This is a genomic window from Xanthomonas sp. NCPPB 1067 (assembly GCF_020783795.1).
GTDB classification, from domain to species: domain Bacteria; phylum Pseudomonadota; class Gammaproteobacteria; order Xanthomonadales; family Xanthomonadaceae; genus Xanthomonas; species Xanthomonas melonis.
Map to the genome: position 1 here is coordinate 42,639 of NZ_JAJGQG010000019.1, position 23,400 is coordinate 66,038.

At 67.0% G+C, this 23,400-nt stretch carries 18 protein-coding genes and 1 riboswitch; of the genes, 16 read left to right on the plus strand and 2 right to left on the minus strand.

Going from position 1 to position 23,400, the window contains the following annotated elements:
- Positions 1-113 precede the first annotated feature (113 nt).
- The 3 genes from LL962_RS14465 (at position 114) to LL962_RS14475 (ending at position 3,983) form a co-directional block, all read left to right on the plus strand.
- On the plus strand, positions 114-1,715 hold the full coding sequence (locus LL962_RS14465; protein WP_228317410.1) for a hypothetical protein: 1,602 nt from the start codon (positions 114-116) through the stop codon (positions 1,713-1,715).
- The gene (locus tag LL962_RS14470; RefSeq protein WP_228317411.1) at positions 1,712-2,881 is read left to right on the plus strand and encodes a lysozyme inhibitor LprI family protein; all 1,170 of its coding nucleotides are present in this window, start codon (positions 1,712-1,714) and stop codon (positions 2,879-2,881) included. The genes LL962_RS14465 and LL962_RS14470 overlap by 4 nt, the downstream gene beginning before the upstream one ends.
- A 286-nt stretch (positions 2,882-3,167) precedes the next feature.
- Complete coding sequence (locus tag LL962_RS14475) at positions 3,168-3,983, plus strand: DUF3014 domain-containing protein (protein WP_228317412.1); 816 nt, start codon at positions 3,168-3,170, stop codon at positions 3,981-3,983.
- 219 nt (positions 3,984-4,202) lie between these two features.
- On the opposite strand, the gene LL962_RS14480 is transcribed toward LL962_RS14475, so the two are convergent.
- Positions 4,203-4,910 (minus strand): glutathione S-transferase, encoded by a 708-nt coding sequence (locus tag LL962_RS14480; protein WP_228317413.1) that lies wholly within the window; start codon positions 4,908-4,910, stop codon positions 4,203-4,205.
- Between the two features lie 45 nt (positions 4,911-4,955).
- On the minus strand, positions 4,956-5,264 hold the full coding sequence (locus LL962_RS14485; RefSeq protein WP_228317414.1) for a GIY-YIG nuclease family protein: 309 nt from the start codon (positions 5,262-5,264) through the stop codon (positions 4,956-4,958).
- Positions 5,265-5,529: 265 nt separating this feature from the next.
- Here LL962_RS14485 and LL962_RS14490 point away from each other — a divergent pair, with 265 nt between their 5' ends.
- The 13 genes from LL962_RS14490 to cbiB all read left to right on the plus strand — a co-directional run bounded on the left by LL962_RS14490 (position 5,530) and on the right by cbiB (position 23,384).
- Positions 5,530-7,785, plus strand: a complete 2,256-nt coding sequence (locus LL962_RS14490) for a TonB-dependent receptor (RefSeq protein WP_228317415.1) — start codon at positions 5,530-5,532, stop codon at positions 7,783-7,785.
- Between the two features lie 67 nt (positions 7,786-7,852).
- Positions 7,853-9,181 (plus strand): LLM class flavin-dependent oxidoreductase, encoded by a 1,329-nt coding sequence (locus LL962_RS14495; protein WP_228317416.1) that lies wholly within the window; start codon positions 7,853-7,855, stop codon positions 9,179-9,181.
- Positions 9,182-9,200: 19 nt separating this feature from the next.
- The gene (gene mgrA / locus LL962_RS14500; protein ID WP_228317417.1) at positions 9,201-10,241 is read left to right on the plus strand and encodes an L-glyceraldehyde 3-phosphate reductase; all 1,041 of its coding nucleotides are present in this window, start codon (positions 9,201-9,203) and stop codon (positions 10,239-10,241) included.
- Positions 10,242-10,432: 191 nt separating this feature from the next.
- Positions 10,433-11,350 carry an aliphatic sulfonate ABC transporter substrate-binding protein gene (locus LL962_RS14505; protein ID WP_441004873.1) on the plus strand — a complete coding sequence of 306 codons (918 nt, stop codon included), beginning with the start codon at positions 10,433-10,435 and terminating at the stop codon, positions 11,348-11,350.
- A 46-nt stretch (positions 11,351-11,396) separates the two neighbouring features.
- Positions 11,397-12,191 (plus strand): aliphatic sulfonate ABC transporter permease SsuC, encoded by a 795-nt coding sequence (ssuC, locus tag LL962_RS14510; protein ID WP_104586839.1) that lies wholly within the window; start codon positions 11,397-11,399, stop codon positions 12,189-12,191.
- Positions 12,188-13,021: an ATP-binding cassette domain-containing protein gene (locus tag LL962_RS14515; protein WP_228317419.1), complete on the plus strand. Its 834-nt coding sequence runs from the start codon at positions 12,188-12,190 to the stop codon at positions 13,019-13,021. Before ssuC ends, LL962_RS14515 begins: the two co-directional genes overlap by 4 nt.
- Before the next feature lie 193 nt (positions 13,022-13,214).
- The gene (gene clpB / locus LL962_RS14520) at positions 13,215-15,800 is read left to right on the plus strand and encodes an ATP-dependent chaperone ClpB (RefSeq protein WP_228317420.1); all 2,586 of its coding nucleotides are present in this window, start codon (positions 13,215-13,217) and stop codon (positions 15,798-15,800) included.
- A gap of 124 nt (positions 15,801-15,924) precedes the next feature.
- Positions 15,925-16,836, plus strand: a complete 912-nt coding sequence (locus tag LL962_RS14525) for a DUF6624 domain-containing protein (RefSeq protein WP_228317421.1) — start codon at positions 15,925-15,927, stop codon at positions 16,834-16,836.
- A 160-nt stretch (positions 16,837-16,996) separates the two neighbouring features.
- Positions 16,997-18,283: an O-acetylhomoserine aminocarboxypropyltransferase/cysteine synthase family protein gene (locus tag LL962_RS14530; RefSeq protein WP_228317422.1), complete on the plus strand. Its 1,287-nt coding sequence runs from the start codon at positions 16,997-16,999 to the stop codon at positions 18,281-18,283.
- Between the two features lie 370 nt (positions 18,284-18,653).
- Positions 18,654-18,878, plus strand: a riboswitch (cobalamin riboswitch).
- Between the two features lie 117 nt (positions 18,879-18,995).
- The gene (btuB, locus tag LL962_RS14535) at positions 18,996-20,873 is read left to right on the plus strand and encodes a TonB-dependent vitamin B12 receptor (protein WP_228317423.1); all 1,878 of its coding nucleotides are present in this window, start codon (positions 18,996-18,998) and stop codon (positions 20,871-20,873) included.
- Between the two features lie 97 nt (positions 20,874-20,970).
- Entirely contained in the window at positions 20,971-21,564 is a 594-nt protein-coding gene (locus LL962_RS14540; RefSeq protein WP_104586625.1) for a hypothetical protein, read from the plus strand.
- A 229-nt stretch (positions 21,565-21,793) separates the two neighbouring features.
- A complete protein-coding gene (cobO, locus tag LL962_RS14545) occupies positions 21,794-22,405 on the plus strand; it encodes a cob(I)yrinic acid a,c-diamide adenosyltransferase (protein WP_104586624.1) in 612 nt (203 codons plus the stop codon).
- A gap of 64 nt (positions 22,406-22,469) precedes the next feature.
- Complete coding sequence (cbiB, locus tag LL962_RS14550) at positions 22,470-23,384, plus strand: adenosylcobinamide-phosphate synthase CbiB (RefSeq protein ID WP_228317424.1); 915 nt, start codon at positions 22,470-22,472, stop codon at positions 23,382-23,384.
- The last annotated feature ends 16 nt before the right edge of the window (positions 23,385-23,400 follow it).

The following is a 23,400-nucleotide window of genomic DNA, read 5'->3' on the forward strand; positions in this document are numbered from 1 at the left end:
GGCAGGCGGCCGGTGTCAGCGTGGCGGTGGCGGCATGCTCTGATCCACCGCAGCGCTGTCGCGCCTGGGAGGCAGCGGCTACCATCGCCCGACCCCCATGCCTCCCGGTTCTCATGTCGGCTCCTTCTTCGCGTCCTGCGGCTGCGCCGCGCTGGTTTGTCGCTGGCGATCTCAATGGCTTCTTCGGCCTGGTGGTCGACAATCTTTCCATCCTCGGCTTCATTGCGATGGCGCTGGTGGGAATCTATGGATTTCCCGCCGAGGTAGTGTTCGGACGGATGTTTCCCGGCACCGCGTTCGGCGTGCTGGTGGGCAACCTGCTTTACACCTTGATGGCGCGGCGGCTGGCCGCGCGCACCGGGCGCGATGACGTCACTGCGATGCCGTTGGGCCTGGACGCGCCCACCAGCATCGGCATGGCGCTGTTGGTGTTGGGGCCGGCCTTTGCCGGCTTCAAGGCGCAGGGGCTGGACGTGCAGGCGGCAGCGATCGCCACCTGGAAGCTCGGCATGGCCGCGCTGGTGGTGATGGGCCTGCTCAAGCTGGTGCTGTCATTCGTGGGCGAGGCGGTGACGCGCGCGCTGCCGCGTGCGGCCTTGCTCGGCTCGATCGCCGGCATCGCGCTGGTGCTGATGGGGCTGCTGCCGTTGCTGGAGACCCTGCGCTCGCCGGTGGCCGGTTTCGTCACCCTCGGCCTGCTGCTGTACGTGCTGTTGGCCAAGGGGCGCTTGCCGACCAAACTGCCGGGCGTGCTGGTGGCCTTTCTGATCGGAACCGCCCTCTACTACGGACTCGGACTGGCCGGGCTGGGCGCACCGGGCTTCGCGGTGCCGGCCTGGACCGCGCCGCAGATCGTGCTGCCGCTGCCGAACCTGGGCTTCATCGACGGGCTGCCGTCGACGGTGGCCTACCTGCCATTGCTGTTGCCCTTCGGGCTGCTGATGGTGGTGGGCGGCATCAATGTCAGCGAGAGCGCACGCGCGGCCGGCGACGATTACCGCACCCGCGACATCCTGCTGGTGGAGGCCCTCGCCACGCTGGTGGCCGGCGTCTGCGGCGGCGTGGCGCAGACCACGCCCTACATCGGCCAGCCTGCGTACAAGCACATGGGCGCGCGCTCGGGCTACACCCTGTTGACCGGGCTGTTCGTCGGCATCGGCGGCATGCTCGGCATCATCAGCGGTCTGGTGCAATGGCTGCCGCTGGCGGTGCTGGCGCCGATCATCGTCTACGTGTCGATCGACATCACCACCCAGGCGTTCCAGGCCACCCCCAGGCAGCATGCCGGCGCCATGGTGTTGGGTTTTCTGCCATCGGTGGCGTATCTGCTGACCATCAAGGCGCCGGGCTGGATGGCGCAGGAGCAATTGGTGGCCCTGACCACGCAGGTGGACGGCCACGGTCTGCCCGAGCTGGCAGTGATCTTCGCGCTGGGCAACGGCTTCATCATCACCGCGATGCTGTGGATCGCCACGGTGGCGGCGATGATCGATGGCCGCCTGCGGCGCGGCGCAGTGTTCCTGCTGGTGGCGGCCGGGTTGACCCTGTTCGGCCTGATCCACTCGGTGGATCCGCGTGGCGGCATCTATCTGCCATGGTCGCTGCAGGGGCTGGCGCGGGTGATCAGCTGGCAGTTCGTCGGCGCCTATGTCGCGCTGGCGGCGACCTTGCTGCTGTTGTCGCTGTTGCCGGCGCGCAAGGACGCCGTGCAGTGAGTTCCGCATCGCGCGTGGTTCGCTGGTTGGTGGGCGGTGCGGTGGGACTTGCGGCCAGCGGCGCCTGGGCGGCCTCGTTCGACTGCAAGCAGGCAGGCACGCCGGTGGAAAAGCGCCTGTGCGCGGTGAAAGCGCTCGGACTGCTGGACGAGCAACTGCATGAGACCTATCAGGCGTTGCTGCAGACCGTGCCGCGTCACGCGGTGGCCGGCGTGCGCGAGCAGCAGCGCGCCTGGCTGCAGCAGCGCAACACCTGCACGCAGCAGGCCAGGCCAGACGACTGCCTGACGCGCAGCCTCACCGCCCGTCGCGATGCACTGGACAAGGTGCTCATTGCCCAGCAACAGGCACTGGACCGCATCATCGCGCGGATTCCCGTCGCTGCTGCCGAAGCTGCGCGTCAATTGCAGGCTTACGACGCACCGCTGGCCTCGGCGTGGCTGGCATACCTGCATCGGTTCGTCCCGGCCGCCGGCGTGGAGGCGGCGCAGGCGACTGCGCGCTTCGAACGTGCGCACACGGCCTTGCGCCGTGTCGACGCGTTCGCGGCATCGCTGCTCGACGATGCCGCTGCCGGTGCCAATGCCCAGGATCCGAAAAAAGTGCTCATGCTGCTGCGCATGTGGATCGAGCAGGATCGCAGCGGAACGCGCGGCTATGTGCACTGCTTCGTCTTCGCGGCGGTGGGCGAGCCGGCGTATGAGGCATTCGGGCCGCTGTACGGCTCCACCCGGGACGCGTTCGCACCGGTGTGCGAGCCGCCGGGAGTGCTGTTCGCGCTGGCCAGCTGGGCGCAGCTGGACAAGGAATTCGAACCGCTGATCGAGGCGCTGGGCAAGCAGGCCGGGACCATTCGCTATTTCAGCTACGCCGAGTGGAGCGTCATCGCACTGCGCGCTGCGGTATCGCCGCTGCTGTATCTGCAGCCAGCCTTGCGTGAACGGTATGGGGATGATCCGGACCAGGCGATTGCAGCCTGGCACGGCGAAGAGAGCGACTGGCCTGCCGCAGATCGCAAGGCAGCGCGCGCGCTGCTGCCGCAAGTGCGTCGCGACACCGCCGCATGGCTGGTGCGCGAAAAGCGGCTGCCTGCGCGCCAGGCCGAACAGGTGGCGGCCGTCATCGTGGCGGCATGGGTGAATGCGCGGCTGAATTTCGCCAATTGAGCGTGGAGCGCAGCGCCTGTGTCTGGTTGACGGCGCTGGCGCTGCGTGGTGGCGTGAACGGCGCATTCGCGCGAGCGTCTGGCCGATGGCATGTTCGGTGGAGTGATGCTTCCGCGAGGCATGCTCCGGTGAAATGAGTTGCGCGCGATACGCGCGCTTTGACTCGGCAAAGCGACGTGTAGGGTCGCACCCTGCAAGCGACGAGTGCGCGATGGCGCCACATCGATGGAACCACCACGATCTCCCGTGGTCACACCCTGATGTTGTCGATGTCAGGAGTTCCATGATGCAAACCAAGCCTTCACGCTGGCCGTGGCTGTTGGCGGTGCCATTGATCGCCGGGGCTGCCTGGTGGCTGTTCAGCGGGCCGCGCGCGCCATCGGGCGCATCGCCTGCGCCCCTCAACCGAACCGCCGACGCGGTGGCGACTGCGGCCGCACCGCCGTCGCCAGCGCCTGCCGGGCCGCGGCATCCGGTCCAGATGCCGTCTCCCGATGCGGCCGATGCGGCGATTCCCGGCTTGGCCCAGAGCGATGACGCGGCCTGGCAGGCGCTGCTGGATCTGCTGCAGGACGATACCGCGCTGTCCCTCGTGTTGCGGCCGCATCTGATCGAACGTGTGGTCGTGATGATCGACAACCTCACCCAGCCCAGCATCAGCCGCCGTGCATCGGTACTGCAACCGGTGCCGGGTGAGCTACAGGTCGTGGCTGCTGCCGACCGTACTACCATCGACGATGCCAACGCACGTCGCTACGCACCTTATGTGGCTGCGTTCACCCGCGTGGATGCGCAGGCGTTGGTGCGCAGCTATGTGCGTTTCTATCCCCTGTTCCAGCAGGCGTACGCGAACCTGGGCGCGCCGGATCGTTACTTCAACGACCGCGTGGTGGATGTGATCGATCATCTGTTGCGGACACCCGGCCCGCAACACCCCATCGCCGTGGTACGCGACGCGCGTGGCCGCTATCGCTTCGTGGACCCGGCGCTGGAAGGATTGTCGGTGGGGCAGAAAGCCATCGTGCGGCTGGGGCCGGAGCAGGCGTCGCGCGTGAAGACGCAGCTGCGACACATCCGCAAGGCCTTGTTGCAGACGCGCTGAAGCGGCGCGCGGAGCCCGGCGCCGCGTGCCGGTGTGCGATGGGCGGCGTGCTTGCGCCGCCGTCCTCGCATGTGCCGCTGCGCGGGTCACCGTGTCGCGTGCGTTGCGCAGACCAGAGCTGTGACTTCGCATGAGCGCAGGTGCGCGAATCCGGCGCGCTGGCAGCCGCTACGGCCGGCCCGGCTCGGCCGTAGCGGCTGGCTGCATTGATGCCGTAGCCTAGGCGGCATCCAGCTCCGGGTAATGCCGGAAGATGCCATTGGTGTTGAATGCCACACGCCGTTCGGAGGCGAGGTAGGCGGCAATGCGCGGGCGCGCTGCCACACGCTGCTGCACGCCACGCAGGCCCGGCAGGTCTTTCGACAGCGTCGCCATCCTCTGCGGAAACATGTAATCCAGTCCGCTGAGCAGCTGGAACAGCGACAGATCGACATAGGAGTGCTCACCCAGCGCGGTCTGCCCGCCGGCCTGTTGCACCACCTGCTCGAAATAGCCGAGGAATTTGGGCAGCCGGTTGTCGCGCAGATCCTCGGCGCGCCTGGCCGCTTCGGCTTTCTGGTCTTCGTAGTACAGCCCCGACGCGATCGGATGGTGGGTGTCGTGCACTTCGGCCACCAGATCGGCAATGGTCATTTGCAACTGCAGCGCCTGCAGGCGCCGCGCGTCGTCGTCGGGGACCAGCTGCAGCCGGGGCCCAAGAAAATGCAGGATGGCGGCGACCTGTGCCACGACTATGTCGCCTGCGCGCAGGAAGGGTGGGGCGAACGGCTGTGCGCCGGCTTGCCGGCCTTCGAGGAAACCGCTCATGACATCGTCGCCCTCGACGCGCGCGACATCGGTGTAAACGGCACCCGCGTCTTCCAGGGCCAGGCGGACGAATTCGCCACGCCCTTGCAGACCGGTCCAGTAATAGAGCTGATAGTGCATGCGCTGCTCCGGGTTCAGTGGGGCTGCAGCGTAGGAAACGCAGGGCTAGATGGACGTGATCGAAGCGTCAGCGGGCCGTGACCCGGCAACGCCGTGCGTTTGCGACAGCAGCCAGTCCAGCTTGCGCGCACGCGGCTGCCGCTTGAGTGCGTATTCGGCACGAGAGGCACTGGCCCGATCCGGATAGGGATGGCTGGCTAGAACTTGCAGCGGCGGGTTGCAGCGCGTGTAGCGCGCACCGCTACCGTTTACGTGCGCCTGGAAGCGCCGCTCCAGGTCGTTGGTGATCCCGGCGTAATAGCTACCGTTGCGGCACAGCAGCAGATAGAGATACCAGGGTTTGGGCGAATCCATCCGGGCATTATCGCCGTTCGTTGCGGCCTGCGCAGCCCGGGCGAGGCAGCGCTCGAGGCGAGACGCATGCCGGGCGCACCGCGTCCGAGTGAATAAGCATCCAAACATTGGTTATTTGACGCTCGCGACGCCGACAAACAGCATGCCTGGGCGCCATTGCGGTCGAGATGGCTTGCTGGCCGCATGCCGCACGCTGGCCACGCACCGCCGTTGCGAGAGCGACATTGCGCATCGAACATCCATGACAGCCGGACGAAGGAACTACATGCCCGTGCGACACCGGCTCCCCGCGAGGAGCGCTTCTGCATCGAGGTTGCCAGGAAGACCACAGTTGCTGGCGTGGAGCCTTGCGCTGGCATGCGCACCGGCCCTCGCCGACGAGGTGGGCGAGGCCGCTGCCGCACCCGAGGGCGCGGCGCAGACGCTGGGCGCGGTGAAGGTGACCGCCACCCGCCGCGAAACCACCTTGCAGCAGGTGCCGGTCGCGGTATCGGTGGTCCAGGGGCAGACCCTGGAGCAAGAGAACCGCAACAGTGTGGCAGACCTGCCGGCGCTGGTGCCCAGCCTGACCTTCCGCACCGGCGCCTCCAACAAGGACACCTCGCTGTTCCTGCGTGGCGTGGGCACCATCTCCACCTCGCCAGGTGTGGAGCCCAGTGTGGCGACCGTGATCGATGGCGTGGTGCTGGGCCGTCCGGGCCAGGCCACCCTGGATCTGCTCGATGTGGAGCGCATCGAAGTCCTGCGCGGACCCCAAGGGACCTTGTTCGGCAAGAACGCGTCGGCGGGCGTGCTCAACATCGTCAGCAAACCCGCGCCCGAGGTCTTTGGCGGCAACGTCGATTACGCGCACTTCGGCGGTGGCGACGAGGACCGCGTGCGTGCCAGCGTCGGCGGCGCCCTGGTGCCGGAGGTTCTGAAAGCCAGTGTCTCGGCATTGTGGGGCGAGTACGGCGGCAACGTGCGCAACCTGGCAGACGGGCAGACCGTCAACGGCTACCGGCGCGCCGGTGCGCGGCTGCGGCTGGAGCTGACGCCGACGCCGGACTTCAGTGCCACCTTGCTCGCCGACCATCTGCGCTCGCACAGCGATGCGCCCAGCGGCGTCGTGGTGGCCGCGACACGCGCCGACTTCGCGACGGCACTTGCGCCGGTGCGTGCCAGTGCCGACAACCGACAGATCAATAGCGATTACCGCACCTGGCTGCAAGACACCAACCAGGGCGTCTCGCTGCAGCTGGATCAGCATCTCGGCGAGGCGTTGCTGACCTCGATCAGCGCGTGGCGGCAATGGGACAACACCCAGTTGCAGGACGGCGATCGCACCGCGCAACGCAGTGCGGCCTTCCCGGCCTCGCATGATCGCGGCGAGCTGGGTTACACGCAGTATTCGCAGGAACTGCGGATCGAGACACCGCGCGACCGTGCGGTCGAAGCGGTGGCCGGGCTGTACTACCTGCACGCGCGCAATGAAGAAACCTACCAGCGCACGGTGACGTCGCCGACCGCCAGCAACAGGGGCGTGGCCGATTACGACACTCGTGCCCAGACCTATGCGGTGTTCGGCGAGGCCACCTGGCATTGGCGTCCGGATCTGCGCGCCTTGCTGGGTGCGCGCGTTACCCGCGATACGCTGGATTATCGACATCAGCGGGTGTCCACCTCTGCAACCGCCGTCACCGGCATCCAGCCGGCCACCGCCAGCAGCGGCAGCACCGCGGAAAACGGCGTTTCCGGCCGTACCGGCCTGCAGTACGACATCGATGCGCGCACCACCGGCTACCTCACTTACTCGCGCGGCTACAAGGGCCCGGCCTACAACGTGTTCTTCAACATGCAGCCGCGCGATACGCCGGCATTGAAGCCGGAAACCTCCAATGCCTGGGAGCTCGGCCTGAAGGCGCGTGCGCTGGACGACCGGCTCAGCGCCAACCTGGCGCTGTTCCACACCGACTACGCCAACTATCAGGCCAATTTCTTCGACACGGTGGCCGGGCAGGTGGTGACGCGGCTGATCAATGCAGGGCAGGTGCGCACCCGGGGCATTGAGCTGGATCTGGACTATCGGGCCACCGAACGCCTGAATCTGGCGGCATCGCTGGCCTACACGCAGGCCCGCATCCAGCGCTTCGCATGCCCGGCAGCGGCAGCGGCCAACTGCAGTGTCGATGGCCGGCCGCTGCCGTTTTCGCCGGACTGGAAGGGCAATCTACGTGCCGGTTACCGGGTGCCGCTGCGCGGCAGTCTGGCGCTGGAATTGAATGGCGATGTGAGCTGGCAGGACAGCGTGCAGTACGACCTCAGCCAGACCCCGCAGACCATCCAGGGCCCGTATGCGATCTGGAATGCCAGCGTCGCGCTGGCCGACGATGCGCATGGCTGGCGGGTGGCGGTGCTCGGCCGCAATCTCGGCGACCGCTCCTACGCGCCGCTGCTGGCCAATGCCGCCGGCAATGTCTATCGCCTGGTGCCGCGCGACGACCGGCGCTATGTGGGCCTGCAGTTGCACAAGGACTTCTGACGATGCGTTCGACCCAGTTGCGATCGATGTTCGAGAACGGCCTGCCCGCGGCCTGCGGTGAGCGGCGATGAGCGCGCCGAGGCAGCTTTCGCTGGGCGCCTTCCTGATGGCCACCGGCCACCATGTGGCGGCATGGCGGCACCCGCAGGCGAGCGCGCAGACGCTGGAATTTGCGCAGTACCGCGAGATGGTGCGCATTGCCGAAGCCGCCAGGTTCGATGCGGTGTTCGTGGCCGACAGTCTGGCTGCGGCAAGCGGGCCGATCGCGCCGCGGATGGCGCGTTCCAGCCTGTTCGAGCCGCTGACCCTGCTCAGCGCGCTGTCTGCGGTGAGCGAGCGTATCGGGCTGATCGCCACCATGACCACCAGCTACAACGAGCCGTATCACGTGGCGCGCAAGTTCGCCTCGCTGGATCATCTGTCCGGCGGTCGCGCCGGCTGGAATCTGGTCACCTCCGATGCTGCCGACGAGGCGCTGAACTTCAACCGTGACGCGCATTACGTGCACGCCGAGCGCTACGCGCGGGCGCGCGAGTTCCAGCAGGTGGTGGCCGGGCTGTGGGATAGCTGGGACGATGATGCCTTCATCGCCGACACGGCCACCGGCCTGCATCACGACCCGGCGCGTGCGCATGTGCTCGACCACCGCGGCGCGCATTTCCAGGTGCGTGGCCCGCTCAACATTGCGCGTGCCCCGCAAGGGCATCCGGTGCTGGTGCAGGCCGGCTCGTCCGAGCCAGGGCGCGCGCTGGCGGCCGAGACCGCAGAGGTGGTATTCACCGCGCAATCATCCCTGGCCAAGGCGCAGGCATTCTATGCCGACATCAAGGGGCGGCTGGAACAGTTCGGGCGGCCACGCGATGCCCTGAAGGTATTGCCCGGCGTGTTCATCGTGGTGGGGCAGAGCCAGGCCGAAGCGCAGGAAAAATTCGAACAGTTCCAGGAGTTGGTGGAACCGGAGGTCGGCATCGCGCTGCTGTCGCGCATGCTGGGCAACTTCGACCTGTCTGGCTACCCGCCGGACGGCCCGCTGCCGGAGTTGCCGTTGACCGAAACCGGACAGCGCAGCCGCCAGCAGTTGTTCACCGAGCTGGCGGGACAGGAGCAGTTGAGCATCGCCCAGCTCGGCCGGCGCATTGCCGGTGGGCGCGGGCATTACAGCCTGATCGGCACGCCCACCCAGATTGCCGATGAGCTGCAAGCCTGGTTCGAGCAGGGGGCTGCCGATGGCTTCAACGTGCTGGTGCCGCACCTGCCCGCAGGCCTGGCCGATGTGGCTACGCAGGTGGTGCCGGAGCTGCAGCGGCGCGGGCTGTTCCGCCGTGAATATGCCGGGCGCACACTGCGCGATCATCTGGGGCTGCAACGCCCCGTCAATCGCTTCAGCGCACGCTGATCTACCGGATTCCATTGTCATGAGTCATCTCGCACATCCCGATCGTTACGACCGCATTGCCTATCGCCGCGTCGGCCGCAGTGGCTTGGTGCTGCCTGCCCTGTCGCTGGGCTTGTGGCATAACTTCGGCGACAGCACGCCGATCGATACCCAGCGCGCGCTGCTGCGCACGGCATTCGACCTGGGCATCACCCACTTCGATCTGGCCAATAACTATGGCCCGCCGTATGGCAGTGCGGAGATCAACTTCGGCCGCCTGCTGCGCGAGGATTTCAAGCCGTATCGCGACGAGTTGATCATCTCCACCAAAGCCGGCTGGGATATGTGGCCGGGCCCGTACGGGCAGGGCGGCAGCTCGCGCAAATACCTGTTGTCCAGCCTGGACCAGAGCCTGCAGCGCTTGGGGGTGGACTACGTGGACATCTTCTACTCGCACCGCTTCGATGCGGACACGCCGCTGGAAGAAACCGCAGGCGCCCTGGCCAGTGCGGTGCAGCAGGGCAAGGCGCTGTATGTGGGTGTGTCGTCGTATTCGTCCGCGCGCACGCGCGACATCGCCGGCCTGCTGCGCGAATGGAAGGTGCCGCTGCTGATCCACCAGCCGGCCTACAACCTGTTCAACCGCTGGCCGGAGCAGGATCTGCTGGACACCACTGCCGCGCTGGGCGCCGGCGTGATCGCCTTTACGCCGCTGGCGCAGGGCTTGCTGACCGGGAAATATCTGCAGGGCGTCCCTGCCGATGCGCGGGTCAATCGCCCCGGCGGGCAATCGCTGCGGCCGGAGCATCTATCCGACGACAACCTTGCGCGCGCGCGCGGCCTGGACGGCATTGCGCGCCAACGCGGCCAGAGCCTGGCGCAGCTTGCGCTGGCCTGGGTGTTGCGCGATGCGCGGGTGAGCTCGGCGCTGCTGGGAGCCAGCCGCCCAGAGCAGTTGGTCGAAAACGTGGCGGCATTGCAGAACCTGCAGTTCAGCCCGGAAGAGCTGGTCGAGATCGATCGTTACGCGGTCGAGGGCGGCATCAATCTCTGGGAAAAACCGTCCACCGATTGGCAATGAGGAGGCTGTCGATGCGCTATCGGGTTCCAGCGGCGAGCGAACACGGCGGTGCCTGGCCTGCACGGCATCCGGGATCGCTCCGAAACGTCGCACTGTGGCGGCTGTGCGCCGTTCGCATCCGGCGGCCCACCGCTGGCGTGATCGCCTTTGCCAGACGCCTCGCATCGGTCTTGGTGCTGAGCCTGGTCTGGATGCACGTGGCCACTGCCGCCGACCCGGCGCAGCTGCGCATCGGCTACCAGAAGGCGGTGTCCAGCCTGGTGCTGGCCAAGCAGCATCGCCTGCTGGAACAGCGCTTTCCGCGCACCAGAATCAGCTGGGTGGAGTTTCCTGCGGGTCCACAGCTGCTGGAGGCCTTGAACGTCGGCAGCATCGACATCGGAGGTGCGGGCGATATTCCGCCGTTGTTCGCACAGGTGGCCGGTGCGGATCTGCTGTATGTGGGCTGGGTGCCGCCCACGCCGAAAGCGGAAACCGTGCTGGTACCGGCAAGGAGCACCTTGCATCGCGTGGCCGACTTGAATGGTAAGCGTGTGGCCTTCCAGAAGGGCTCCAGCGCGCACAACCTGCTGCTGCGTTTGTTGGCCAAAGCCGGCCTGAGCATCCGCGACATCACGCCGCTGTATCTGTCGCCAGCCAATGCGCGCGCCGCATTCGCGGCCGGGCAGGTGGATGCATGGGCGATCTGGGACCCGTGGTATTCGGCCCTGACGCTGGATGGCAGTGCGCGTCTGCTCGCCAATGGCGAGGGGCTGGGGCTGACCGGCGGTTTCTTCCTGTCCTCGCGCCGCTATGCAACGGCTTGGGGGCCGTTCGTGCAGCAGGTGATGGGCACGCTCAACCAGGCTGATGGCCTGCTCGAGCGCGACCGCGCCGGCAGCATCAAGCTGTTGGCGCAGGTCAGCGGGCTGTCGCCTGCGGTGGTGGAACGCACCCTGGCGCACCGCCCGCCGGCCAGCGTGCAGCCGCTGAGTGCGCAGGTGATCAAGGCGCAGCAGGCCACTGCCGATCTGTTCTATGCACAGCGCCTGTTGCCCAAGCGCGTGTTGGTGGCACCGGCGGTGTGGCGTGCGCCGGCCAGCGTTGCCGCACCGGCGGGCGGGAAGTGATGCACGCGACGACATCGCCGCAGCGCTGCAACACGCCGGTGTGCGCATGAGCATCAAGGTGCGGCAGTGGAGCGGCCGGCTGGTGCCGTGGGTGCTGCCGTTGGCGGTTGTCACCGCCTGGCAGGTTGCTGCGGCTACCGGGTGGCTGCCCGAGCGCATCCTGCCCGCGCCAGACGCGGTGCTGCGCGCGGCCGCCACGCTGGTGCGCAGTGGCGAGCTCTGGCAGCACCTGGCAATCAGCAGCTGGCGTGCGGTGCTGGGCCTGGCCATCGGTGGCGGCATCGGCCTGGCGCTCGGCCTGTTGACCGGCGTGTCGCGCGTGGCCGAGCGCCTGTTCGACAGCAGCCTGCAGATGTTGCGCAACGTGCCGCATCTGGCGCTGATTCCGCTGGTGATCCTGTGGTTCGGCATCGACGAGGGTGCCAAGCTGTTCCTGGTGGCGCTGGGCACGTTCTTCCCGATCTATCTCAATACCTATCACGGCATCCGTAGCGTGGATCCGGCGCTGATCGAGATGGCACGCAACTACGGTCTGCGTGGACCGCAGCTGTTCGTAGACGTGCTGCTGCCCGGCGCGCTGCCGTCGATCCTGGTCGGGCTGCGCTTCGCGCTGGGGCTGATGTGGCTGACCTTGATCGTGGCCGAGACCATTTCGGCCAGCTCCGGCATCGGCTATCTGGCGATGAATGCGCGCGAGTTTCTGCAGACCGATGTCGTGGTGGTGGCGATCGTGTTGTATGCGCTGCTCGGCAAGTTGGCCGACCTGGCCGCGCGCGGGCTGGAAGCCTGGTGGCTGGGCTGGCACCCGGCGCAGCAACGGCGCACGCAGGTGCTGCGATGACGACCACCGAGAACGGTCTGCCGCTGCGCCTGCGCGGTATCGGCAAGCGCTATGGTCAGGCCAAGGTGTTGCGTGGGATCGATCTGGAGATCGCGCCCGGTGCCTGCGTGGCGGTGGTCGGCCGCAGTGGCTGCGGCAAGAGCACCCTGCTGCGCGTGGTTGCCGGGCTGGAGGCGCCCGATGGCGGTCGCGTGGAGATCGATGGGTCGCCGCTTGCCGCGCAGCGCGATGCGGTACGGCTGATGTTCCAGGATGCGCGGCTGCTGCCGTGGAAGCGCGTGATCGACAACGTGGCGCTCGGGCTGGGGCGTGCCGGTCGCCTGCAGGCGCAGGGTGCATTGGAGGCGGTCGGGCTGGGGGAGCGCGCAGGCGACTGGCCGGCAGCGCTGTCGGGTGGGCAGCGGCAACGCGTGGCGCTGGCGCGCGCGTTGGTGCATCGGCCGCGGCTATTGTTGCTGGACGAACCGCTGGGGGCGCTGGACGCGCTCACCCGTATCGAGATGCAACAACTGATCGTGCAGCTGTGGCGGCAGTACGGTTTCACCCTGGTGCTGGTCACCCATGACGTGGCCGAAGCCTGCGCACTGGCCGATCGCATCGTGGTGATCGAACACGGCCAGGTCGGTCTGGATGTGGCCGTGCCGGTCGCCCATCCGCGCACGTCCGGCATGCCGGCGCTGGCCGCGACCCACGCGCAGGTGCTGTCGCGCTTGCTGGGGAGCGATTCGGCGGAGGCATCGCGGGGTGCCGAAGCGTTCGACACCGGCCGCGGCGGCGTCGCGCATCCCGCCCCGGCACGGCCAGGGGGGCCGCTGCGGCGGATCGTCTAGGGCGCCTCAAGCACCCAGTTGCCGCCTGCGCGGACATCGGGCGCCGCATGCCTGGCGTCGCTGGGGGCGCGCAGGCAGGTCCGGTCGCCGTCTGCCAGCGCCTTCGTGTCGCAGCGCACCTTGAAACGCCGCGTGGCAACCGCATCTGCTCGGTATCGCCGGACTGGCCGGCCACCCGTTCAGAGGACTCCCCATGCGGATGGACAAACTCACCTCGCGGTTCCAGCAGGCACTGGCCGACGCGCAGTCGCTGGCCGTGGGCCGCGATCACAACATCATCGAACCGGTGCACGTGCTGGCCGCGTTGCTCGACCAGAGTGGCGGCAGTACGCGTCCGTTGCTGTCGCAGGCCGGCGTCAACGTGCCGCTGCTGCGCGAGCGGCTCGGCGAGGCGCTGGACACCTTGCCCAAGGTCTCGGGACAGGAAGGCAACCTGTCGATCGGCAACGATCTCAATCGCCTGCTCAACCAGACCGACAAACTGGCCCAGCAGCACGGCGATGCCTTCATCGCCAGCGAGTGGTTCGTGCTGGCCGCGGCCGACGATGCCAGCCCGCTGGGCGTGGCCCTGCGTGCGGCCGGCGGCGACAAGAAGAAGATCGAAGCGGCCATCGACAAGCTGCGCGGCGGCGAGACGGTGCAATCGGAAAACGCCGAAGAACAGCGCCAGGCGCTGGAGAAATACACCATCGACCTGACTGCGCGCGCCGAGAACGGCAAGCTCGATCCGGTAATCGGCCGCGACGAGGAGATCCGTCGCACCATCCAGGTCCTGCAGCGGCGTACCAAGAACAACCCGGTGTTGATCGGCGAGCCCGGCGTGGGCAAGACCGCCATTGTCGAGGGTCTGGCCCAGCGCATCATCAACGGCGAAGTGCCCGAGGGCCTGCGCGGCAAGCGCGTGCTGTCGCTGGACATGGGCGCGCTGATTGCCGGCGCCAAGTTCCGCGGCGAATTCGAAGAGCGCCTGAAAGCGGTGCTGAGCGACCTATCGAAGAACGAAGGCCAGATCATCCTGTTCATCGATGAGCTGCACACCATGGTCGGCGCTGGCAAGGCAGACGGTGCAATGGATGCCGGCAACATGCTCAAGCCGGCGCTGGCGCGTGGCGAGCTGCATTGCATCGGCGCCACCACGCTGGACGAGTATCGCAAGTACATCGAAAAAGACGCCGCACTGGAGCGCCGTTTCCAGAAAGTGTTCGTGGGCGAGCCGACGGTGGAGGACACCATTGCCATCCTGCGCGGCCTGAAGGAACGCTATGCGGTGCATCACGGCGTGGAGATCACCGACCCGGCGATCGTTGCCGCGGCCACGCTGTCGAACCGCTACATCACCGACCGCCAGTTGCCGGACAAGGCCATCGACCTGATGGACGAGGCCGCCTCGCGCATCCGCATGGAGATCGACTCCAAGCCGGAAGAACTCGATCGCCTGGAGCGCCGCCTGATCCAGCTCAAGATCCAGCGCGAGATGCTCAAGAAGGAAAAGGACGAAGCCTCGCGGCAGCGCTTGGCCGACCTGGACAGCGACATCGACAAGCTGGAGCGCGAATTCTCCGACCTCAACGAAGTGTGGAAGTCGGAAAAGGCCGCGCTGCAGGGCACCACCAAGATCAAGGAGCAGATCGAACACGCCAAGCTGGAGCTGGAAGCGGCGCAGCGGCGCCAGGACTACGCCAAGATGAGCGAGATCCAGTATGGCGTGCTGCCCCAGCTGGAAAAGCAGATGCTGCTGGCCAACGAAGTGGAACATCACGACTTCAAGCTGGTGCAGGACCGCGTGACCGCCGAGGAAATCGCCGAGGTGGTGTCGCGCTGGACCGGTATTCCGGTCAACAAGATGCTGGAGGGCGAGCGCGACAAACTGCTGCGGATGGAAGACGAACTGCATGATCGCGTGGTTGGGCAGAACGAAGCGATCAAGGTGGTGTCCGACGCGGTGCGCCGCTCGCGCGCCGGTCTGTCCGATCCCAATCGTCCCAGCGGTTCGTTTCTGTTCCTGGGTCCCACCGGCGTGGGCAAGACCGAGCTGTGCAAGGCCCTGGCGGATTTCCTGTTCGACAGCACCGAAGCGATGATCCGCATCGACATGAGCGAGTTCATGGAGAAGCACTCGGTGGCGCGGCTGATCGGTGCGCCTCCGGGCTATGTGGGCTATGAAGAGGGCGGTTATCTCACCGAGGCCGTGCGTCGTCGTCCGTATTCGCTGATCCTGCTGGACGAAGTGGAAAAGGCGCACGCAGATGTGTTCAACATCCTGCTGCAGGTGCTCGACGATGGCCGTCTCACCGATGGCCAGGGCCGCACCGTGGACTTCCGCAACACCGTCATCGTGATGACCTCCAACCTGGGTTCGCACCAGATCCAGGAGCTGTCCGGCGACGGCAGCGCCGAGGCCTATACGCAGATGAAGGCGGCGGTGATGGGCGTGGTGCAGGCGCACTTTCGTCCGGAGTTCATCAACCGGCTGGACGACATCGTGGTGTTCCACCCGCTGGACAAGGCGCAGATCAAGTCGATTGCGCGCATCCAGCTGCAGGGCCTGGAAAAGCGCCTGGCCGAGCGTGGCCTGAAGCTGGACCTGGACGATGCGGCGCTGGAGCTGCTGGGCAATGTCGGCTTCGACCCGGTCTACGGTGCGCGCCCGCTGAAGCGCGCAATCCAGTCGCAGGTGGAAAACCCGCTGGCGCAGCAGATTCTCTCGGGCCAGTACACCAGCGGCGAGACCGTGCGCGTGCGTGCGCAGGGTGGGCATTTGGAGTTTGGCAAGGGGTGATCGTAGGATGGGTCGTCCCGCAGAATGCGGGGTGACCCATCCTTGTCATGCCGTGGGTCTGTAGTGCGTCCACGCTGCCGCGTTTCGCCCCCCAACGCGTGATTCATCTGGCAAGGAATTTCAGATGCGCCTTGTGTATGTTCCGATCTACATCGGTGTTGCCATGGGAATGGCCGGTAGCCTCTACGCAGGCGACGCGCCGGATATCTTTGCCGCGCTCAAGGCCTATGAAGCCAAGGACTATGCGCGTTGTGCCGAGGTGATGGACGCACTGCAGCGCGCGTCCAGCGAACTTCCAGAAAACGGTGAACTTCTGCGTGCAGAATGCCTGGCCGCGGCGGGAAAGACAGACCAGGCCCTGCGGTATCTCGATGTCCAGATTCCGCGCGGGCGGATCTCCATCGATGATCTGCGCAGCAAGGACCTGCCGGGCCTGAATCGGCTGCGAAAGATGGATGGGTGGCCTGCGCTGCTGGCGAAAGCCGAGCGCGTCAATGCGCAGCAGCAGGCAACACTGAATCCACAATTGCGCCAGGAGCTGATCGCGCGCGTAGAGAAGGATCAGCATGTGCGCAATGCGGCGATCGCCGCTGGGGGCAAGCCCGCCGACTGGGCATCCATTGCGCCGGTGGATGCCGACAACACCGCATGGCTCAAGCAAGTCGTCGCGACCCAGGGTTGGCCGGGCCGGCGCCTGGTGGGGGAAGATGGCGCCAAGGCGGCATGGATCCTGGTACAGCATGCCGACGCCGATCCAGCGTTTCAGGCGCAGGTTCTGGCGTTGATGGAAGCGGCGCTGGCCACGCAGGAGGTGGCGCCTGACGATGTTGCGTTGCTCACCGATCGCGTCTTGCTTGCGCAAGGCAAGCCGCAGCGCTACGGCACCCAATTCAAGAACGATGCGGATGGCGGCATGTCATTGCAGCCTACCGAAGACAAAGCGGGGCTGGACGAACGCCGCCGTCGTATGGGGTTACCGCCCATGGATCAGTACAAAAAGATGTTGCAGGACGCTTACCGACAGCCTGCGCGCTGATCGGCGCATTGGTTGGGGGGCAGTATCGCCAGCGGCCACTGCATGCGAGTGGGCCGCCATGAAGGACGTGATCGTTGGCGATGTCGTCATGGCGCGCCGTCATAAGAGGCGATGCGGCAGCCGCGTATCGTCGGGCCCTCCATCCAGAGCGAGCCGTGCCATGACCGATCCGCAGTGGAAACCCGAAACCGTCGCCGTGCATGGTGGCTATCGTCCCGATCCCACCACCCGCGCGGTGGCGGTGCCCATTTACCAGACCGTGGCCTATGCCTTCGACGATACCCAGCATGGTGCGGATCTGTTCGATCTGAAGGTGCAGGGCAACATCTACAGCCGCATCATGAACCCCACCAACGACGTGCTGGAGCAGCGCGTGGCGGCGCTGGAAGGCGGCATCGGGGCGCTAGCGCTGGCATCCGGGCAGGCGGCGGTGACCTATGCGATCCAGACCATCGCCGAGGCCGGCGACAACATCGTGTCGTCCAGCGCGCTGTACGGCGGCACCTACAATCTGTTCGCGCATACGCTACCGCAGTTCGGCATCAGCACGCGCTTTGCCGACTATCGCGATCCGCAGGCCTTTGCCGGGCTGATCGACGAACGCACCAAGGCCGTGTTCGTCGAATCGATCGGCAACCCGCGCGGCAACATCACCGACATCGAAGCGGTGGCCGCCGTGGCGCATGCGCACGGCGTGCCGCTGATCGTGGACAACACCGTGGCCACGCCGTCGCTGCTGCGGCCGATCGACTTCGGTGCCGACATCGTGGTGCATTCGCTGACCAAGTATTTGGGCGGGCATGGCAACAGCATCGGCGGCGCGATCGTGGATAGCGGGCGCTTTCCGTGGGCCGCGCACAAGGCGCGCTTCCCGCGCCTCAACGAGCCGGATGTGAGCTACCACGGGGTGGTGTATACCGACGCGCTGGGCGAGGCTGCCTACATCGGCCGTGCGCGGGTGGTTCCGCTGCGCAATACCGGTGCGTCGTTGTCGCCGTTCAATGCGTTCCTGATCCTGCAAGGCATCGAAACGCTGGCGCTGCGCATGGAACGCATCAATGCCAACGCGCTGGCGGTCGCCCGTTATCTGCAGCAGCATGCGCGCGTTGCCTGGGTCAATTACGCCGCGTTGCCGGATCATCCCGAGCATGCATTGGCGCAGAAGTATCTGGGCGGCCATGGCTCGGGCGTGCTGACCTTCGGCTTGCCCGGCGGGCGCGCGGCCGGTGCCCGCTTCCTGGATGCGCTGCAGCTGTTCACACGGCTGGTGAATATCGGCGATGCCAAGTCGCTGGCGACGCATCCGGCCTCCACCACGCACCGCCAGCTCGGCCCGGCCGAACTGGAACATGCCGGTGTGAGCGAGGACACCGTGCGCTTGTCGATCGGCATCGAGCATATCGATGATCTGTTGGCGGATCTGGAGCAGGCGCTGCAGGGGGCGTGAGATGCACACAAGGCTGCGCTCGCACCCTCATCCGGCGCTGCGCGCCACCTTCTCCCGAAGGGAGAAGGGAACAAGCCCCTCTCCGGATGGGAGAAAGGAACAGGCCCCTCTCCCTTTGGGAGAGGGGTTGGGGTGAGGGTACGTAGGCGAAGCCCACTCGTATGTGAGAGATGAAGCTCGGTGGCGGACATGCGTGCAACCCAGCATGCTGCTTCCATGCATCGCATGAGGCTTTGCTCCATAGCCTCATCCGGCGCCGCGCGCCACCTTCTCCCGGCGGGAGAAGGAATTGGCAATTCCCTCGTTAGGCGCTTGGCGACGCGCTGCGCCTGGTCGGCCGCCACCCCCGGAGCGGCCCCGCCAATCCTGTTACCATGCGCGCCCCTGAGGTGACTGCCGGCTGGCCGGTGGTTTAAACGGGAATCCGGTGCGCGCATCGCCTTGGCGGGACGCAATTCCGGAGCTGCCCCCGCAACGGTGGGCGAGACAAGGGTCTGCACGACACGCCACTGTGCATCGCATGGGAAGGCGCAGATCCGGGAAGCGACCGCTTCCGCTCGCAAGCCCGGAGACCGGCCTGAAGGGATTGACCCGGCACGCGGTGGGCGTGGCCCTGTGCATCCGGTGCTCGCGCGCCGGACGCCTGGCCCGTTGCTGCCTGTCGACCCCATTGCCTCCGCGCGGGTAGGCGCGGTTCCAGGAGCAGCAGTCGATGTCCGTTTCTTCCGTTTTGCCGCGTCGCACCGTGCTGGCCGCGGCGCTGTCGCTATGCGCGACCAACCTGGCGCAGGCCGAGGCTGCCATCGATCTCGACGAGGTGGTGGTGACCGCCTCGCGTACCGCACAGACCCAGGACCAGACGCTGGCGCCGGTCACCGTGATCGACCGCGCGCAGATCGAGCGCCGCCAGGTCAACTCGCTGCAGGATCTGCTGCGCGGCGAAGCGGGCGTATCGCTGGCCAACAACGGTGGTCCCGGCAAGGCGACCTCGCTGTTCCTGCGCGGCACGGAGTCGGACCATCTGGTGGTATTGATCGACGGGGTACGCATCGGTTCGGCCACCGCCGGCGGTGCGGCGTTGCAGGATCTGCCGATCGAGCAGATCGAACGCGTCGAGATCGTGCGCGGGCCGTTTTCCAGCCTGTACGGCTCCGAAGCGCTGGGCGGGGTGATCCAGATCTTCACCCGTCGTCCGCAAGGCCGTTTCGTGCCCACACTCAGCGTGGCGACCGGCAGCGACAACGCGCGCCGCTACGGCGCGGGCATTGCGGGGCGCAGCCCCGGCGATCCGAGCGAAGCCGGTGGTTGGTATGCGGTGAACGCGGTGCACGACGAAACCGACGGCATCAACGCCTATCTGGACACCGGCTCCAGTGCCTACGATCCCGATCGCGACGGCTATCGCAACGATTCGTTGAGCGCGCAGGGCGGCTGGCGCTTCAACCGTCAGTGGGATGTCGATGCGCATGCCCTGCGCACGCAGAGTCGCAACGAATACGACGGCTCGGCCTTCGGCGGTAATCTCGGCAAGGGCGTGCAGCAGGCCATCGGCGGGCGCGTGCGTTATGCGCCGTCGGATGCGCTCACGGTCACTGCCAGCCTCGGTAGCAGCGCCGATCTGAGCGATGCGTATTACGATGGCGCCTATCTGTCCACGTACGACACGCGCCGCAAGCTGGGCGCCTTGCAGGCCGACATCGCCACCGCGCCGGGTCTGCTCACGGTCGGCTTCGATTGGCAGCGCGATGCCATCGCCAGCAGCGACAGCTACGATGCCGACAGCCGGATCGACCGCGCCGCGTTCGCGCAGTGGCAGCAGAGGTTCGGCAGCCAGTCGTTGCAGGCCAGCCTGCGGCGCAACGACAACAGCCAGTTCGGCGGCAAGACCACCGGCAGCCTGCTGTGGGGCTGGGATGTCGCCGAGCACCTGCGCCTGACCGCCAGCTACGGCACCGCGTTCAAGGCGCCCACCTTCAACGAGCTGTACTACCCGGGTTATGGCAACCCGCTGCTGGGGCCGGAGACTTCCAGAAGTGCGGAGGTGGGCCTGCGCGGCAGCTACGACTGGGGCGTGTGGACGCTTCGCGCTTTCCAGACCCGCATCGACGATCTCATCGCCTACGACGCGTCGCTGGTGGATGCGGCGCATCCGTTCGGGCAGCCGAACAACATCGACAAGGCGCGCATCCGCGGCGTGGAAGCGGGCTACGACACCGAACTGGCCGGCTGGATCCTGCGCAGCGCGCTCACCTGGCTGCAGCCGCAGGCCGACGGCGAGGTCGATCATGGCAACTGGTTGCCGCGTCGCGCACGGCAGAGCGGGCGCATCGATGCCGATCGCAGCGTCGGCGCGTTCGGCGTGGGTGCCAGCCTGTTCGGTTCGGGGCGGCGCTACGACGACCTGGCCAACACCGAGCAGCTGGCCGGCTACGGCTTGCTGGATCTGCGCGTGAGCTATGCAGTGAACGCGGACTGGAAGGTGCAGTTCACCGCCAACAACGTGTTCGACCGCCGATACGAGACTGCGCGCTGGTACGCGCAGCCGGGGCGCAACTACCTGCTGACCTTCCGCTATCAGCCGACCCGGTGAAACGCGCTTGGCACTGCGCGGAGCGCCGGTGCAGACAGGCGGCCGGTGTCGACCGGCCGCAGCGAGGAGCCCGCTCCGTCGTTCTTTAGGACTACCGATGACACCACTGTCCCGCACTGCCGAACGCAACCTGTTCATCGCCCTGATGCTGGCGATGACGGCCACCCGCTTTCATCACGTCGGCGATTGGCTGCACCTGCCGGATGCCTCGATGGCGGTGTTCTTCCTCGGTGGCCTGGCGCTGCGTCGTCATGCCTGTTTTGCGCTGTTGCTCGGGCTATCGGTGTTGATCGATTGGGCGGCGGTGTCCCTGGCTGGCGTCAGCGATTTCTGCATCACGGCCGCCTATGCTGCGCTACCGCTGGCCTATGGCGTGCTGTGGTACGCAGGCCGCGGCTATCAGGCGCATCTTCGCCCACGCGCAATGTCGCTGTGTGCAGCCTGGGTGCTCGGGGTGGCGGCTGCGGCGGTGTCGTTCCTGATCTCCAATGGCGCGTTCTACTGGTTGGGTGGGCGCTATGCCGACCCGCACTGGGTGCAGTACCTGCAGCGCGCATGGCAGTGGGGCCCGCTGTTCGTGCGTACCACCGCGCTGTATCTGGCGGTGGCGCTGGTCGGTGCATGGTGCCTGCTGCGTTGGCATGCGCGGCGCAGTGCCGCCGAACCGGCCACACCGCTGGAACTGTCATGACGGCGACCACCCAGGCCATCGCACTGGCAGCTGCGATCTTGCACGGCGGTGCGGCATGGGCCTGCGGCATCGCCCTGGCGTTGCCGATGGTCGGTAACCCGCGGCAAGCTGACGCAGGCGCTGACATCCTGCCCAGCGCATCGTGGGCGGTGTTCTTTCCGGGCATCGCCTTCGCAGTGATCGCAACATGGTGCAGCCTCGCTGCGCCTCCAATGATGGGAGAACACGCATGAGTTCCCGCGAACACGACGATGCGCATTACCGCGAACGTGCGCAACGCAAGAAGGAGCTGGTGGACCGGCGCATTGCGCGGGCGGTGATCGATCGCGGTGTGCTGCTGGTCAATACCGGCAACGGCAAGGGCAAGAGCTCGTCCGGATTCGGCATGCTGGCGCGCTCGCTCGGGCATGGTCTGCACTGCGGCGTGGTGCAGTTCATCAAGGGCACCTTCTCCACCGGGGAAGAGGCGTTCTTCCGGCGCTTTCCGGATCTGCTCGACTACCACGTGATGGGCGAGGGGTTCACCTGGGAAACCCAGGATCGCAGCGTGGACATCGCCGCTGCGCAGGCGGCCTGGCAGTTGGCCCGCAGCATGCTGGCCGACGCGCGCTACGACTTCGTGCTGCTGGACGAGCTCAACATCGCCCTGGTGAAGGAGTATGTGGCGCTGGACGAGGTGCTGGCCGCAGTGGCCGCACGTCCGCCTGGCCAGCATGTGGTGATCACCGGGCGTGGCGCGCCGGATCGGTTGATCGAAGCGGCAGATACCGTCACCGAGATGCGGCTGGTCAAACATGCCTTCAACGCCGGCATCAAGGCGCAGCTCGGGATCGAGCTGTAGGCATGGGCGCACGCGCGATGCTCGCCGGCGGCCCGGTGCCCTGCGTGGCGACGGATTGCGCCTGATGCTGTTGGCGATCGCCGCTGCGGCCGTATTGCTGGATCTGCTGCTGGGCGAGCCGCGGCGTGCGCACCCGCTGCTGGTGTTCGGCAGGTGGGCGCAGCGCATCGAAGCGCGCCTGCATCGGAATCGCCGCAGCGCGGGCGTGCTGGCATGGTGCGTGGCGGTGCTGCCGTGGACCGGAGCGGCGGCTGCGCTGCAGGCGCTGCTGTGGTGGTGGTCGGCCTGGGCAGCGGCGGGGTTTGCCGCGGTGATGCTGTATCTGGCACTGGGATTGCGCAGCCTGGGCGAACACGCGCAACCGGTGATCGCTGCATTGCAGGCCGACGACCTGCCTTCAGCCCGCGCAGCGGTGGGCCGCATCGTCAGCCGCGATACTGCGGCGCTGGATGCCACCCAGGTGGCCGCCGCGGCCACCGAGTCGGTGCTGGAAAACGGCAGCGATGCCGTGTTCGCCGCGCTGTTCTGGGGGGTGTTGCTGGGCGCGCCGGGTGCGGTGCTGTACCGGCTCTCCAATACGCTGGACGCGATGTGGGGCTATCGCACCTCGCGCTATGCCAACTTCGGGTGGGCGGCGGCACGCAGCGACGATGCGCTCAACTGGCTGCCGGCACGCCTGACCGCGGCGACCTACGCCGCGCTCGGTGCCACCCGCAGCGGCCTGCGCTGCGCCTGGCGTCAGGGACGTGGCTGGAAAAGCCCGAACGCGGGGCCGGTGATGGCCGCCGGTGCCGGCGCGCTGCGTGTGCAACTGGGGGGCGCTGCGCCGTATCACGGCCAGTGGCAGCCACGTCCCTGCCTGGGCGAGGGCGCTCGGGCCAGCGCCGACAGCGTGCGTCGGGCCTTGCTGCTGGTGCGCGCCGGCGTGTTGCTCTGGCTGCTGCTCGGTGCCCTGCTGGCGGCCATGGTGATGCAATGATCGCGTGGCATGCCCA

What these genes read in the sequence shown, in the direction of transcription:
- LL962_RS14465 (WP_228317410.1), top strand. Translation starts at nt 114, where the DNA reads ATGTCGGCTCCTTCTTCGCGTCCTGCGGCTGCGCCGCGCTGGTTTGTC.
- LL962_RS14495 (WP_228317416.1), top strand. Translation starts at nt 7,853, where the DNA reads ATGAGCGCGCCGAGGCAGCTTTCGCTGGGCGCCTTCCTGATGGCCACC.
- LL962_RS14530 (WP_228317422.1), top strand. Translation starts at nt 16,997, where the DNA reads ATGACCGATCCGCAGTGGAAACCCGAAACCGTCGCCGTGCATGGTGGC.
- LL962_RS14515 (WP_228317419.1), top strand. Translation starts at nt 12,188, where the DNA reads ATGACGACCACCGAGAACGGTCTGCCGCTGCGCCTGCGCGGTATCGGC.
- LL962_RS14505 (WP_441004873.1), top strand. Translation starts at nt 10,433, where the DNA reads ATGCACGTGGCCACTGCCGCCGACCCGGCGCAGCTGCGCATCGGCTAC.
- clpB (WP_228317420.1), top strand. Translation starts at nt 13,215, where the DNA reads ATGCGGATGGACAAACTCACCTCGCGGTTCCAGCAGGCACTGGCCGAC.
- LL962_RS14525 (WP_228317421.1), top strand. Translation starts at nt 15,925, where the DNA reads ATGCGCCTTGTGTATGTTCCGATCTACATCGGTGTTGCCATGGGAATG.
- ssuC (WP_104586839.1), top strand. Translation starts at nt 11,397, where the DNA reads ATGAGCATCAAGGTGCGGCAGTGGAGCGGCCGGCTGGTGCCGTGGGTG.
- cobO (WP_104586624.1), top strand. Translation starts at nt 21,794, where the DNA reads ATGAGTTCCCGCGAACACGACGATGCGCATTACCGCGAACGTGCGCAA.
- cbiB (WP_228317424.1), top strand. Translation starts at nt 22,470, where the DNA reads ATGCTGTTGGCGATCGCCGCTGCGGCCGTATTGCTGGATCTGCTGCTG.
- LL962_RS14480 (WP_228317413.1), bottom strand. Translation starts at nt 4,910, where the DNA reads ATGCACTATCAGCTCTATTACTGGACCGGTCTGCAAGGGCGTGGCGAA.
- LL962_RS14475 (WP_228317412.1), top strand. Translation starts at nt 3,168, where the DNA reads ATGCAAACCAAGCCTTCACGCTGGCCGTGGCTGTTGGCGGTGCCATTG.
- btuB (WP_228317423.1), top strand. Translation starts at nt 18,996, where the DNA reads ATGTCCGTTTCTTCCGTTTTGCCGCGTCGCACCGTGCTGGCCGCGGCG.
- LL962_RS14490 (WP_228317415.1), top strand. Translation starts at nt 5,530, where the DNA reads ATGCCCGTGCGACACCGGCTCCCCGCGAGGAGCGCTTCTGCATCGAGG.
- mgrA (WP_228317417.1), top strand. Translation starts at nt 9,201, where the DNA reads ATGAGTCATCTCGCACATCCCGATCGTTACGACCGCATTGCCTATCGC.
- LL962_RS14540 (WP_104586625.1), top strand. Translation starts at nt 20,971, where the DNA reads ATGACACCACTGTCCCGCACTGCCGAACGCAACCTGTTCATCGCCCTG.
- LL962_RS14485 (WP_228317414.1), bottom strand. Translation starts at nt 5,264, where the DNA reads ATGGATTCGCCCAAACCCTGGTATCTCTATCTGCTGCTGTGCCGCAAC.